Annotated in this window: 11 protein-coding genes and 1 pseudogene; 6 read left to right on the top strand and 6 right to left on the bottom strand. The window is 72.9% G+C overall.

The window, feature by feature from the left end:
• Window positions 1–101: 101 nt before the first annotated feature.
• Together AB0F11_RS35490 and AB0F11_RS35495 are read right to left on the bottom strand one after the other, a co-directional pair.
• A complete protein-coding gene (locus AB0F11_RS35490) occupies window positions 102–1,082 on the bottom strand; it encodes a GNAT family N-acetyltransferase (protein ID WP_362183130.1) in 981 nt (326 codons plus the stop codon).
• A 107-nt stretch (window positions 1,083–1,189) separates the two neighbouring features.
• The gene (locus AB0F11_RS35495) at window positions 1,190–2,398 is read right to left on the bottom strand and encodes a DUF1343 domain-containing protein (RefSeq protein ID WP_362183133.1); all 1,209 of its coding nucleotides are present in this window, start codon (window positions 2,396–2,398) and stop codon (window positions 1,190–1,192) included.
• Between the two features lie 426 nt (window positions 2,399–2,824).
• Between AB0F11_RS35495 and AB0F11_RS35500 the strand changes: the two genes are divergently transcribed.
• Window positions 2,825–3,520, top strand: coding sequence for a peptidoglycan recognition family protein (locus AB0F11_RS35500; RefSeq protein WP_362183135.1), 696 nt, complete (start codon window positions 2,825–2,827; stop codon window positions 3,518–3,520).
• Between the two features lie 17 nt (window positions 3,521–3,537).
• Here the strand turns inward: AB0F11_RS35500 and AB0F11_RS35505 are convergent, their stop codons facing one another.
• Window positions 3,538–4,995, bottom strand: coding sequence for a M1 family metallopeptidase (locus AB0F11_RS35505; protein ID WP_362183138.1), 1,458 nt, complete (start codon window positions 4,993–4,995; stop codon window positions 3,538–3,540).
• A 275-nt stretch (window positions 4,996–5,270) separates the two neighbouring features.
• Here AB0F11_RS35505 and AB0F11_RS35510 point away from each other — a divergent pair, with 275 nt between their 5' ends.
• Complete coding sequence (locus AB0F11_RS35510; RefSeq protein WP_362183141.1) at window positions 5,271–5,783, top strand: GNAT family N-acetyltransferase; 513 nt, start codon at window positions 5,271–5,273, stop codon at window positions 5,781–5,783.
• Between the two features lie 134 nt (window positions 5,784–5,917).
• Here the strand turns inward: AB0F11_RS35510 and AB0F11_RS35515 are convergent, their stop codons facing one another.
• Window positions 5,918–6,916, bottom strand: coding sequence for a winged helix-turn-helix domain-containing protein (locus AB0F11_RS35515; protein WP_362183144.1), 999 nt, complete (start codon window positions 6,914–6,916; stop codon window positions 5,918–5,920).
• 78 nt (window positions 6,917–6,994) lie between these two features.
• On the opposite strand from AB0F11_RS35515, the gene AB0F11_RS35520 reads away from it, so the two are divergent.
• On the top strand, window positions 6,995–8,125 hold the full coding sequence (locus AB0F11_RS35520; RefSeq protein ID WP_362183147.1) for an alpha/beta fold hydrolase: 1,131 nt from the start codon (window positions 6,995–6,997) through the stop codon (window positions 8,123–8,125).
• Window positions 8,126–8,155: 30 nt separating this feature from the next.
• Here AB0F11_RS35520 and AB0F11_RS35525 read toward each other — a convergent pair whose 3' ends face one another.
• Complete coding sequence (locus AB0F11_RS35525) at window positions 8,156–9,070, bottom strand: PhzF family phenazine biosynthesis protein (protein ID WP_362183150.1); 915 nt, start codon at window positions 9,068–9,070, stop codon at window positions 8,156–8,158.
• Window positions 9,071–9,226: 156 nt separating this feature from the next.
• Window positions 9,227–10,264 (bottom strand): PP2C family protein-serine/threonine phosphatase, encoded by a 1,038-nt coding sequence (locus AB0F11_RS35530; protein ID WP_362183153.1) that lies wholly within the window; start codon window positions 10,262–10,264, stop codon window positions 9,227–9,229.
• 278 nt (window positions 10,265–10,542) lie between these two features.
• Between AB0F11_RS35530 and AB0F11_RS35535 the strand changes: the two genes are divergently transcribed.
• The 3 genes and pseudogenes from AB0F11_RS35535 to AB0F11_RS35545 all read left to right on the top strand — a co-directional run.
• Complete coding sequence (locus AB0F11_RS35535) at window positions 10,543–10,887, top strand: hypothetical protein (protein ID WP_362183155.1); 345 nt, start codon at window positions 10,543–10,545, stop codon at window positions 10,885–10,887.
• Between the two features lie 3 nt (window positions 10,888–10,890).
• Window positions 10,891–13,581: a vWA domain-containing protein gene (locus tag AB0F11_RS35540; RefSeq protein WP_362183158.1), complete on the top strand. Its 2,691-nt coding sequence runs from the start codon at window positions 10,891–10,893 to the stop codon at window positions 13,579–13,581.
• Window positions 13,578–13,904, top strand: a pseudogene (locus AB0F11_RS35545) (hypothetical protein); the annotation flags it as partial. The gene AB0F11_RS35540 and the pseudogene AB0F11_RS35545, both read left to right, overlap by 4 nt.

Below are 13,904 nucleotides of genomic sequence, written 5' to 3' on the forward strand. Positions count from 1 at the left end.
CGCGGGGAGGGCGAACGCGAAGCGGCGCCGGCTCAGCCCGCCGCCCCGGGTGCGGCGCGCAGGCCTCATCGGCGTCTTCGATGCCGTCGACGCCATCGACGTCATCGAGCGGCCTCCCGGCGCATCACGCGGAACACGCGGGTCGTGGTGAAGCCGGTCTTGCGGTACATGTGGCCCGCCGGGGACTGCGCGCCGGTCCACAGGAACCACGCGGAGTGCGCGCGGCGCGCCCGCATCCTCTCCAGGACCAGGTGCAGGAGGACCTCCCCGAGTCCGGTCCCGCGCATCTCCTCCAGGACGCCGATCGGGCCGAACCGCTCGTCCACCGCGTCGAACGCGCCGTGCATCGCCCAGCCGACCATGCGCCCCGAAGGGTCCCGGGCGACGACGATCCGGTCGAGCGGCGTGCCCGCGGCCAGACAGCCCCGGATGGTGCACGCCCAGTCCGGACCGAAGTGGCTCCCGGCGAGCGCGAAGAGGTCCACCAGGTCGTCGTCGGACGGGGTGGCGAACCGGTAGCCCCGTGCCCTCAGCTCCTCCACGCGGCGCGCGACGTCGTCGGGGAAGCGGTAGCCGACCAGGCCGCGGTCCATCGCCGCCGCCTCGTACAGGGTGTGGAAGCCCAGGGAGTCCAGCAGCCGGGCCGCTTGCGGGTACGCCTCGGCGTCCAGGCCGGGAAGGACGTAGTTCGGGGTGTAGGAGGAGAAGTCCACCCGGGTGCGGCCGTGGCCGCGCAGCCAGTCCAGGGCGTCGGTCAGCAGCCGGCGGCCGAGGCCGCGCCCGCGGGCGGCCGGGTCGACGAAGAAGAACGGGATCCAGCCCTGCTCCGGCTCCAGGTCGGTGCCGGCCATCGGCGTCAGACGGCGCACCGCGTACGCCGCACCGACGACGCGGTCGCCCTCGATGGCGACCCGAAGTCCTTCCGGATCGAAGTTGGGGTCGAGCAGGACCAGCGAGCGGAAGCGGTCCGCGCTGATGGAGTCCGCCGGTGCACTGCGCCGCCACACGTCCACCACCTGCGGTCCGTCGCCCGCACGGAAGGCGCGGATACCAGCCCGGGACCTCGTCGTGCGATCGGTCATCGGCGGAGTTGTCCTTCCGTACGCACTCTGCATCAGCGTCCGCTTCCTTCGGGGAACAGCAGCAGGCCGCGCGGTGCGGCAGCAGGTCTCAGAGGTCTCCAGGGGTCTCACGGGTAGAGCAGCACGTCCTCACCGGCCCACCGGCCGGGCGGCGCCGGCGGCTCGCACAGTGCCGACGGGTCGTCGCCCGCATCGACGGCACGCCGCAACCGGTCGGACCCCCACAGCAGGTCGATGAAGGGACGCCGCTCGCTCCCCTCGACTCCGCCGTCCGCGGCGCGCCACGCGAAGCGGTCCGGGTACAGCCGCCGCAGCGTACGGAGCATCGCCACGGCGGTGCGTACGGGAGCGAAGGCCTCGCGGTCAGTGACGTGGAGCTGGACCCCGCGCAGCAGCTGCCCGGCGTGCTTGTGGAACGTCGGTACGAACCGCAGGTCACGGAAGTACACACCCGGCAGGCCCAGTTCGGCGAGGGCGGGCGCGAACCGCGCGTCGATGTACGGGGCCCCGACGATCTCGAACGGCTGCGTGGTGCCCCGGCCCTCCGAGAGGTTCGTACCCTCGAACAGGCACGTCCCCGGGTAGACGGCAGCCGTGGCGGGCGTGGGGATGTTCGGCGAGGGCGCCACCCACGGCAGGGCGGTCGCCTCCGCGTGCAGGGCACGCTGCCAGCCGACGGCCTCGATCACCGTCAGATCCGCCGGGCGCCCTGCCGCCTCGCACACGGCCGAGGCGTTGAGATACCGGGCGAGTTCGCCGCAGGTGAGCCCGTGCCGGACGGGTACCGCGGCGCGCCCGACGAAACTGGCCCACGCCGGGTCGAGCAGCGGGCCCTCGCTGACGAGTCCCCCGAGGGGGTTGGGCCGGTCGGCGACCACGAACCGTACGCCCGTGCGGGCTGCCGAGACCATCAGGTCGAACATGGTCCACACGTAGGTGTAGAACCTGGCCCCGATGTCCTGCAGGTCGTACACCAGGGCGTCGACACCGCTGTCGATCAGCAGCTTGTCGAGGAGTTCGCCGCTGCACCGGTACGTGTCGTGGACCGGCAGACCGGTGGCGGGGTCCGTAGGGGAGGCCGCATGAGAGGCCTCGCTCTCGCCGGCCTGACCGGTCCCGTGCAGCCCGTGCTCCGGCCCGAACAGGGCGACCAGCCGCGCCCCGGTCTCCAACAGCGCGGGTGCGGCCGGGCGCAGGTCGGGCAGGACGCCGGTGTGGTTGGTCACCAGCCCGAGCCGGCCGGGCCCGGCGAGTCCGGGTGACGCGTGCAGTCGTGCGATCCCGGTCGCCACCGGGACGCGGTCGTCCGTGCTCATCCTGTGCCCCGTCTGCCGGTGACGTCTCGAATCCGAGGCGAGAAATCTACTGGTATGTCCCGTGCGGATGCGGATGCGCCTCGCAGGGGCGGCGCACGATCACCCGGATCTTCCACCGGCTGGCCCACGCACACGGCGCCGGCGTCCCCACCGGATGAACGGGCTCGTCGGCTCGCGCGCGCAGCGGGTTTTGACGGGGCGTCGCCGCTGGTCGGTACAGCCCTGCTCGCCGCCCGTCGCGGTGGGCGGCGGGAACGGGCAGGGGCAGGGGTGTGGGCCGTTTGGTCGTGGTGGGGACGCGGGGTCGGCTTGCTGGGGTGTGGGCACTGGTGAAGGATCAGTTTGCCCGATACATCGCGAATCTTCCGGGATGTCGCATTTCGCGGTGTGCCGTTCGTTGTCTGCCCGATTTCCTGAGGAGTGGTCATGGAGGAGAGCCCGCTCAGCCGGCGACGGCTGTTGTGGGGCGCTGCCGGAGCGGCGAGTACGGCTCTGGCGGTTGCCGGACTGTCCCAGCTGATGGGGCCCGGGGGGAAAGGGGCGGAGGCAGCGCCGGCGGTTCCCGTGCGCAAGGCGGGCGGCGCCGCCGGGTCGACCGCGGTGCGGCGGCGGGATTCCTCGGTGGACTATGCGCCCGCCGTCTGGGTCGAGGCCTGCGAGTCGAACTACATGTCCTCCGACCGCCCCGAGGAGTACCCCATCGACTACGTCGTCATCCACCTGACGACGGATTTCCTGCCGCGCATGCTGCGGATGTTCCAGGACCCCAGCGAGGGCGTGTCCGCGCACTACGTGATCAGCTCGACCGGCACGCGGATCGCCCAGTGCGTGCGCGAGCGCGACGTCGCCTGGCACGCCGGCAACGTCTGGTACAACCAGCGCAGCATCGGCATCGAACACGAAGGGTGGGTCGATCAGCCCGTCTACTCCGACGGGATGTACGAGGCGTCCGCCGTGCTCACGGCCACGATCTGCGCGAAGTACGACGTGCCGGTCGACCGGGACCACATCCTGGGCCACGTCGAGGTCCCGGAGGCCCTTCACGAGGACCCGGGCCCCGTGTGGGAGTGGGACAAGTACATGAAGCTCGTCCAGAGCGCCCGCCGGCGCATCAAGACCTGACACCGCCCCGACCCCGGTCATGCGGGTTTGCCGTCGCCGTAGAGCCAGGAGTCCCAGATCGGATCGAGGTCCTGGCCGGTCTGGGACTGGGCGTACGCGGTGAACTCGCGGGTGGAGGCGTAGCCGTGGCGGTGGCGCAGGGTCCAGCCCCGCACCAGGGTCTGGAAGGCTTCGTCACCCACGGCCTGGCGGATCTTGTGGATCACCATCGCGCCGCGCACGTACACCGGCTGGCGGGAGATGTCCGCGGCGGTCGGCGGCTCGGCGGGCGGGAAGTCCCACTCGTCGTCGTCCGCTGCCTTGGCGTGGTTGCGGTCGAAGTGCTCCTGGGCGGTGGCCCCGCCGTGGTCCTCGGTCCACAGCCACTCCGCGTAGGTCGCGAAGCCCTCGTTGAGCCACATGTCCTGCCAGGTCCGCGGGGTGACGGAGTTGCCGAACCACTGGTGGGCCAGTTCGTGCACCACGTTGGTGGTGTGGAAGATGCCGGCCGGAATGGTGGGCCTGGTCTGGGTCTCCAGGGCGTAGGGCACGTCGGCCGCCTGGTCGACGATCACCCCGGCGGAGGAGAAGGGATAGGGGCCGAACCTCTCCTCGGCCCATTGCATGATCTCGGGGAACCGCCCGAGGACCGCCCCGTCCTCGTCGACGCCCGCGGTGGTGTCCACCGCTGACACGACGGGGACGCCCGAACGGGTCCGGGAGGTCGTGATGTCGTAGCTGCCGATGGCGACCGTTGCCACGTAGCTGGCCATGGGCTCGGTCTGGTGCCAGTGGAAGGTGGTGCGGTCGCCGCTGGTGTGCTGCTCGCGCAGTTGCCCGTTGGAGATCGCCTGCACTCCCTTGGGGACCGTGACGGTGATGTCGTAGGAGGCCTTGTCCGAGGGGTGGTGGTTGCCCGGGAACCAGGACATCGAGCCCGTCGGCTCGCCGAAGGCGACCGCTCCGTTCTCCGTCCTCAGCCAGCCCTCGCGCCACCCGTGGTCGTGGGTGATCGACTCCGGCGTGCCCGCGTAGCGCACGACGCTGCGGAAGACCGTGCCCTTCCTGAGGTGGTCGCGCGGCTGCAGGGTCAGCTCCTGCCCGTCCTGCCGGACCCCGGCCGCGCGGCCGTCGACGGTGGCGCCGAGCACCTTCATGCCGCGGAGGTCGAGGTTGAAGGCGCTGAGGTGCTCGGTCGCCTTCGCGGTGATCTCGGCGGTGCCCTCGAGGCGGCCGCTGCCGGGGTCGTAGGCCAGGGTCAGGCCGTAGTGGGTGACGTCGTAGCCGCCGTTGCCGAGTTGCGGGAAGTACGGGTCGCCGGCGCCCGCGGCGGCAGGGTGTCCGCCGTGGAACACCGCGCCGGCAGCCCCCGTCCGGGGCGGGGCCGCGCTGCCGGCAGGGGCAGCCGCCCCACCGCCGCCGGACTGCGAGCACGCAGGCAGCACGGCGAGCAGCCCCGCGACCGCGATGGCGGCCGGACGTCCGTAGGTCTTCACTCGGCCGATCATGAGTCAACCCTCGGCCGACCCGGCCTCGCCACGCCGCGGCACCACCCCGGATGCCGCCGTCCGCAGGCCACCACGCCGTGCGCGACGTGTCCCCGCGCGGGGGGCTGTCCCCCTTCCGGTCCTGGGGTGCGCCGGATCGCGACCCCTTGGGTGATGAAACCGGCGTTCGAGGGCGGCGTCGCGGTGGCCGGTGGGCGGTGTGCCCGGCGCTCGTTGCTGCCGCGGACCGTCGGCGACGGCGCCTCGGCCCTAGGGTTGCCGTCATGGACACCACGGATTCATGGCGGGTGAGGCTCGAGGCCTGGACCGAGGACGACTTCTGGCTCCTGCGAAGGACCAATGCCCTTGAAATGACGGAGCACCTGGGCGGCCCGGAGACGGAGGAGCAGCTGCTGGCGCGGCACCGGCGCTATGTCGATCTGGAGCGGGGCCGGATGTACCGGGTCGTGCTGGCGGACTGCGGCGACACCGTCGGCTCGATCGGCTTCTGGGAGCGTGCATGGCGGGACGGAGTCGTATGGGAGACCGGGTGGGGGGTGTTGCCCGAGTTCCAGGGACGAGGCATCGCCGCCGAGGCGGCCCGTGCGGTCACCCAGGCGGCCCGTGCGGCCGGAGAGCACCGGTACCTGCACGCGTTTCCGAGCGTGGACCATCCCGCCTCGAACTCGGTCTGCCGCCGGGCGGGGTTCGAGTTGCTGGGTGCCGTCAAGTTCGAGTATCCGAAAGGCTGCTGGATCGATTCCAATGACTGGCGTGTGGACCTGGGAGGTATCTGAGGAACAGCTCGGGACGCACGCTCCCCACCGGTGAGGGAGGCGGCCCACCGGGCGCGGCGTCCGTTGCGCCGAACCGGTCCGCGGTCGAGCGCCCGAACGGGAAAGCCCGGGGACTGGCCGTCAGCCGTCAGCCGTCAGCCGTCAGTCGCGTCGCCCATCAGCAGCAGCTCCGCCAGGGCCGTACGGCTGTGGTGTACCGAGCGGCCCGTGCGGGTGGTGGTGAGGAGGCCGGCGGCACGCAGCGCAGAGGCGTGGGCCGAGACGGTGGCGTTGCCGACGCCGATGCGGCGGGCCAGCCCCGTGGTCGTACACGCCTCGGACAAGGAGCGCAGGAGCGCGAGCCGGGTGCGTCCGAGGACGCCCGCGAGGGGCTCCTCCGGCGGGCCGTCCCCGTCGGGTACGTGCGGTACGGGCGGCAGACCCCGCCCCGCCGGATAGGAGAGCACCGCCGGGTGGCCCGGCAGGTCCTGGACGAGCGGTCCGCGACGCCAGTGGAAGGTCGGGCGCAGGATCAGCCCGCGCCCGCCCAGGTGGACCTCCCGCACGCCGCCGGCGCCCGGCAGGGGCCACTCCCAGACTCCGTCGCGCAGCCGTGATCCGGGCGCCAGGCCGGTCAGGGTGGCGGCGATGCCCTGCTCGGCGAGTGCCAGCGCATGCCGGGTGAACTCCGCCCGGTGCAGGTCCTGGACCTGCGGCCACACCGGCGCGAGCACCGACTCGAACGCCGCCCGCTGCGCCCGCTCCACCACCCGCCAGGCGCCGGCATCCCCGCCGTGCAGGGCCCGGATCCACGGTGGGGCCGGCCGTCGCCCGTACGCCTGCTCGATCCCGGCCCGCACCCGCTCGGGGCGGGCCGCCCTGATCAGCTCGACCCCTTCGTCCAGTGAGTCGCCGAGGACGTCGAGGAAGGCGGGGGCCGCCTCCGGCCCACCCGGCACCAGGTCCGCGAGCGGTTCGACCGTGCTCGGCAGGCCCCGCAGCAGTCGGTGCCGCCACCGCCCCAGCAGCGGCTCCTCGTGCGCGGCGCCCAGCAGCATCAGGGCCGCGTGCAGCTCGGGTACGGGAGAGGGCCGCCGCGCGAACCGCACCCGGGCCAGATCGTCCGCAGTGAAATGGATCCGGATCACACACATCCCCCCGCCCCGCGCAAGCCTTTCGGGCCCCGCCACAACCTTCGCCCCGGCACCGCGTCCGGCTCCAGGATGCCGTCCATGACCGCTTCCTTCACACCCGGCCGCCGATTCCTCGCCAAGAGCGCCCTCGCCGGTGCCGCCGGCCTGTTCCTCACCGCCGCCGCCCCCTCCGCCGCGGCCGCCGGGCGCTGCGGCCCGCCCCTCCTCCGGCTGCCCGCGCCCACCGGCCCGTACCCCGTCGGCGCCCGCGCCCTCCACCTCGTCGACGGCTCCCGCAACGACCCCTGGGAGCCCCGGATCGGCGTGCGCGAGCTCATGGTCACCGTCCTGTGCCCGGCCGTGCCCGGCCGCGGCTTCCCGCGCGCCCCGCAGCTCACTGCGGGCGCCGCCGCCGAGTTCGCCCTCCTCGCCCACCTGATCCGTCCGCACCTGCCGGCCGCCGGGGTGGACTGGGCGGCCACCCTCACCCATGCCCGGGCCGGCGCCCCGCCGCTGCCCGGCCGGCGCCCCGTGCTGCTCTACAGCCCCGGCGGCGGCGACGCCCGCACGATGGGCAGCTCACTGGCGATCGACCTCGCCTCGTACGGCTGGACCGTCATCACTGTGGACCACCCCGGGGACGCCAGCGAGGTGGAGTTCCCCGACGAGCGGCCGGGTCGCGCCCGGATCCGGACGACGGCGCTGCGCCCGGACCTCGACGCGGCGACGTTCCGCACGATGATCGACACCCGCGTCGCCGACCTCCGCTTCGTCCTCGACGCCCTCGGTCTGCACCGGGTCGGTGTCTACGGGCACTCCGCGGGCGGCACCGCGGCAGCGCAGGCGCTCCACGAGGACCGGCGGATCGCCGCCGCCGTCAACCTGGAGGGCTACCTCGACCGGATGGACGGCGAACTCTTCCCGGTGGCCCGGGACGGGACGGACCGGCCGCTGCTCCTGGCCGGCAGCGACGGCTTCCGCGACGCCCGGCTGGACCGGTCCTGGGCTGCCCTCCTCAGCCACGGCGGCCCCGTCACCCGGCGGCAGCTCGACGACACCGCGCACTGGGTCTTCACCGACTACGCGGCCCTCGTCCCGCAGCTCCACGAGGCCGGCCTGATGACCGCCGGCGGACGCGCCGCCATGGTGGGGCGGGCGGACCCGCGCATCACCGTTCCGGCCGTGCGCGACCTCGTACGGTCGTTCTTCGCCCGCCACCTGCCGGCATGAGACCTCCCACGTGGGGGTGCTCGCCGGTCGTCATGACCGGGCGGCGTGTGGGGGGAGGCCGACGGTCGTGGCGGTTCCTCCCACGCTGATCCGGAGACCTGAAGTCCCGAGGCGGCTTGACGCAGCGGTGACGGTGGCGGGGCTGCCGACCGCATCGCCCATGTCGACGGCGATGCGCGTGATGCCCTGCCGCGCCAGGACGGCGGCCAGGCATGCGGTGCTGTTGGCGTTGGCGATGTCCTCCGGAACACCGATCGAGGGAGCGAACATCCGGGCCGCCAACCGGCCCGTGGCGGAGGGCGGTGAGTAGACGTACGCGCCCAGCAGGCCCAGGCGATCGCAGGCCTCACGGAGCCCTTCGAGGTCGGGGTCCATCGCCGCCAGCGCGGCGCGGCCGGGAACGGGCACCAGCAGGCGGTCCCGGCCCACCCCGGCGACCCACACCTCCGGCCCGGCGTCCTGCGCGGCACTGCCCAGCGGCGCCAGCACCAACCCGCGCTCGGCAGCGGTGGCAGGGCGAAGGCCGACGGGGCCGGGGTCGAAGCCCGCGGACAGGTGCGCCCCGTTGCGCTCCGCCCATCCGTCGAACACACGGGTGGAGGTCCGCAGGCGGGCCCGGTAGGGCGCCTCGGCCCCGGCCCGGGAAGCGAGGACGGCCAGGGCGGCGACCGTGCCGTGGCCGCATGCGGGCAGCTCGCCTTCGCGTGTGAAGAAACGCAAGCGGACCACGGGCTGCCCGTCCACGCAGGGATCGGATGAACCTTCGCGGTCCCTCGTGCGATCCACGTGGAGGAAGACCGCGTGCGAGGTCCCGTGTTCCGCGGGCACGCGTCGGCGGTCCTCATCGCTCAGCCGTTCGTCGTCCGGCACCACCGCAGTGGGGCTCCCGCCGCCGCCGTCACGCAGACAGGCATGGACGAGCAAGGTCGTATCGGGCATGGCCATCCTGGTGGGCTCTTTCTGCTCTGCACCGTGGTCGATACGGAGGCTCTGCCCACCCGGTGGGCACGGTTACCCCACGCGCCGAAGTGAGCCCGAACTCAACCCAGGAGGGCACCGGATGACCAGTCATGACCCGCGTGGCGCCAGGACCCCGTGCCTTCACGGCTCGCGCAGGCGTACGGCGAGGGCGGCGATGTCGTCGTCAAGGTGTCCTCTGCTGTGGCGCAGGAGGTCGCGGTGGAGAATGTTGAGCAGTTCGCGGGGCGGTGTCGGGGGCTGTCGACGCATCCATGCGGTCAGCGGGAAGAACTCGCCGTCGCGGGCGCGGGCCTCGGCGATCCCGTCGGTGTAGAGGAGCAGCAGGTCGCCCGGGGCGAAGCTGAAGGTGTCGACGTTGTAGTGATCGCCGATCAGCTCCGCGAGGCTGAGCAGCGGCGAGGGGGTGTCGGGCTCGAGGACGCGCAGTTTCCCGCGGTTCAGGAGCAGCGGCGGAGGGTGTCCGCAGTTGAGGATGCGGATACGCCTGCCCCCGTGCGGGATCTCGGCGAGGAGGGCGGTGGCGAAACGCTCCATCGGCCCGTCGGGGGGAAAGGCGGCGTTGTAACGGGTGCTGCTGGCGTCCAGCCGGCGCGCGACGTCGACCATGTCGGCCTCGCCGTAGGCCGCCTCCCGGAAGGCGTTGACGATCGCCGCGGCCGCCCCCACGGCCGGCAGGCCCTTGCCCCGCACATCACCGATGAGCAGCCTGACCCCGTACGGCGTGTCGACCACCTCGTAGAAATCCCCGCCGATGCGGGCCTCCGCCGCGGCCGCGAGGTACAGAGACTCGATCTCGACGTCCCCCAGGAGGCGCGGCAGAGGGCTGAGCACCACCTGCTGCGCGGCGTCGGCGACGAGCCTCACCTGAAAGAGGGTGCGCTCCCGCTCCAGCCGGAGATGGCTTCCGTACGCGGCGGCCACGGTGACCGCGATGATTCCCGCCGCGGTCCACCACGTACCGAGATCGGGGAAGACGAGGCTGAGGCCGATCATCAGAATGAGGCAGACCGTCCCGAGCAGGACGGTCGGCAGGACCGGCCACATGGCGGCGGCCAGGGCCGGCGCCGCGGGCAGGAGGCGGCTGAAGGCCATTTCTGGCGGAGTGGAATAGGCCAGGCTGGCGATGACGACGGTCAGGATGACCGGCGACAGCCGCACAAGTCTTCCCGGGCCGGGGCGCCGACGGAGCCGCGGTCGTCCAGACTCGATCACACTTCACAGAATATCTACGTAAGGCGGGCATAGCGCTCTGGCGGACCGGAACCGGCCGCCTGCCTGGAGTCAAGAATCGAACGTGTGGACGAAAACTTCTCGAAGCGAGTCGCCGGGAACTGTGGGAGGTCGCTGCCGTGATCCGCCGGATGATTCGCTGTCGAAGGAGCCACCGGCACTCAAATAGCGTGCCATCATAGGGAGTTGTGGCTAAGGGGGAGGCTATGGCGAACACCGCTGTCCGCGTGCGCCTCACGCAGGGCGCGAGCGAGACCGACATCGGGGCACTGAAGGCGTGGCTGGAGCGGGAGCACAAGCTCGAAGCGCTGAGGGACGCCGGCGGCCTGGAGATCCGGGTACGGGCGGGCACCGTGGAGGGGTCCGCCAGCCCGATGGGAGCCGGACTGGAGATCGTGCTCGTGCTGATCGGAGCGGCCGCACCCAAGCTGTTCGAAGAGGTGTACGAGCAGGTGAAGAGCGGGGTGCGCGCGTGGCGGGAGAACCGCCGCTCCGTGGAAAGCGGCGAGCCCCCGGAGGTCGAGGTCGCGCCCGACGGCGGCGGGAGATAGCCGGTGGCGCGCTTCGACCCCCGGGGGAAGGTGAACCGGGCGCTGCTCGTCGGAGTACCCGAATACGCCTTCAAACAGCCCGAGCACTCCACCGGAGTGTCCGGCGACCTCAAGGCGGTGGAGCACAATCTGGCCCAGTTGGCGAGCTCGCTCCGCGAGGGCGGCGTGTTCTCCGAGGACGGGATCACCGTCGCCCGGCCGCGCACCGTGGACGAGTTCGACCGCCGTCTGGGCGCTGCGGTCGACGCGGCCGAAGGACTGCTCCTGCTCTACTTCTCCGGCCACGGAGCGGTGCCCAGCACGGGTGACGAGCTCTGGCTGCTGATGCGGCGGGCGACCATCGTCCCGGGCGCCGAGTCGGTGTTCCTCGGTGCGGTGCCCTGGAAGAGCGTCCTCACGGTGCTCTCCCGCAGCAGGGCGGAGCACGTGGTCGTCATCCTCGACTGCTGCTACGCGGGCAACGCCTCGGCAGCGTGGGACGCGCTCGACACCGCGCAGCGGCAGCGGACCTCCCTGCTGATGAGCGTGCAGGCCAACAACCGCATCGACGCGGGCGACGACGACACGCCCACGCCGTTCACCGGGCAGCTCGTCCGCTTCTTGCGCGACGGCCTGCACGGCCAGGGCGGCGAGGTCGGCTTCGACGAGCTCGCCGACCGGCTCCGGGCCCACATGTCCGCACACTACGGAACGCTGCGCGAGCCGCCCGAGCCGTGGGAGCCGCAGAGCCGCTCCGCCCCGGGGGCCGGCGTACTGCTCGCCGCCCCTCCTCTGTCGGACGCACCCCCGCCGAAGCCGCCCGGCGGCCCGGTCGGGCCCGGCGACGGGCGGCCCGGCCGCTGGCCCGTCCGACACGTCAGACTCGTCAGAGCGGGCCGGTCCGGCCGACGCGATATGGGCATCCGGCCCGGACCCCGCACGTTCGGGCCCCTCACCGGGCGGCGGCTCGCGGCCGTCGTCGGCGTGCCGACGGCGATCGCCGCACTGATCATCGGCGGCCTCGCCGTCATCGACGGCGGGAACGGGGCCGCGTGCAAGCCGCCGCTCGAACTGCGGCTGCTCACGGACCCCGACCTCGAACCGACCGTCCGCAGGGCGGCGGAGGCGTACCTGACCTCGCAGGAGAACGTGACGGACGGCGCATGCAGGCGCAGCGGTATCACCGTCTACAGCGCCGGAGCCGCCGCGGCGATCGCCGCGTTCAACCGGCAGTCCGACCCCTGGCAGCGGCCGGCGGGCGACGACAACAACCCGCAGCGCGACATCGGCCCCCAGCCGGACATCTGGATCCCGGCGCAATCGGCGGACGTGGGCCGGGCCCGCACCGCCACCAGCGAGCGGACGTACGTCGATCTGCGGCCCGATTTCGAGCCCTTCGCGTACTCGCCGCTCGTGCTCGCGGTCCCGCAGAACCTGGCTGCGGAGGCGGCCTCCGAGCGGGTGGGGAGCCTCGCGGCCCTGACCGCGGCGCTGAAGAACCGGGCCGACATACGGCGTACGGACCCGGAGTACACCGACGCGGGCCTCCTCGCGACCGTCGGCCTGTACGGCTCGGGACAGCCGGACCAGGCCACCGCCGAACACAGCGTGGCCCAGACCGGACCCCCGTCCCGTACGGGCGCTGACCTGCTGTGCGCCCTGCCCGGCGACGAAGCGGACGGGCGGACCGCCGTCCTGGTGCCGGAGTTCCTGCTCCACACCGGAACCGGCTGCGACAGCATCACCCGGGCCCGGCGGATGGCCGCGTACCCCGCCGATGTACCGGGTCTCAGCCCGACGTTCGTACGGGTGAGCTGGCGGGGGGCGGACCGGGACGAGAAGGTGCGCAGTGATGCCGTGGAGCGCTTCCACAGCTGGCTGACCGGCAATGCTGCCGGGAAGGCCACGGCCGGGAAGAACGGGGAGCAGGCGTCCGCGCCCCAGGCCGCGGGCGGACTCGCCGTATTCGGGAAGGACGGATTCCGGAGCGCGTCGGGCCCCCACCGGCCCCTGGGCGCCGGCATCGTCTTCAGCGACTTCGGCGCCCTGGAGAATCCGGGCCAGCTCATCGGCACCGTCCGCCCGGAGGCGATGGACAAGGCGCTGAAGGACTACCGGGAGGCCAACGGGCCCGGGCGGGTGCTCTTCCTGCTGGACTCGTCCGGATCCATGGGAGCCCTGTGGGAGGGGCCCGGCGGGGCGCCCGGCATCATCGGGCAGTCCCTCGCCGGGCTCGGCGAGCGCGACGAGTACGGCGTCTGGGGCGTGGCCACCGAGCCGGGCGGCGGCCGGGCGTACAGCGAGGTGCTGTCGTTCGGTACGCACGAGCGCGAGCAGGCCCGGCGCACCGTCGACGCCACGGCCAAGGTCAAGGACCTGGAGGCCGACCCGTACCAGGCGCTGGTCGCAGCCCTGGACGACATGGCGCGGCGCGGCACCGACGACCACCGCCCGCAGCTGATCGTCTACCTCACGGACGACGAGGACAACAACCGGCTGACCGAGGGCGGCCGCCTGAGCACCCTGCTCGCGACCGCACGGGAGAAGAAGATCCCGGTGGTCATGGCCTCCCTGGACAGCGGCGGCTGCGACAAGGGCAAACCGGACGCGGCCGTCTCGGAGGCGAGCGGCGGGCGCTGTCTGGACACCAAGGGCGATCTCGTCGCCCGGCTGCGGGACGAGGTCGCCAGGACCGGAACGGGGGGCGAAGGATGAGGCACGGCCTGCGACGGCGCGGCGCGTCCACCACTCTGGTGCTCCTCTCCCTCCTGCTCGCCGCCGGATGCGACGCCGGGGGCGACCGGTCCGGCGGACCGGCCGGCGGCCAGGCCGGACCGGGGGGCGCGGCCGAGGCTCCGGGCGAGATCGTGCTGGCCAGTGGCCGCGACGTGACCGGCAAGGGGGGCATCCGCCAGCAGCTGATCGCGGCGTGGAACGCGGAGCAGAAGCGCAAGGGCTCGGAGGTCGGTACGACCGCCGCGGGGGACCAGATCTACCGGCTGCCGCACGACGGTTCGATCGTGGACGAGCACGGCTCG

Source organism: Streptomyces sp. NPDC032472 (genome assembly GCF_040636955.1).
GTDB lineage: Bacteria > Actinomycetota > Actinomycetes > Streptomycetales > Streptomycetaceae > Streptomyces.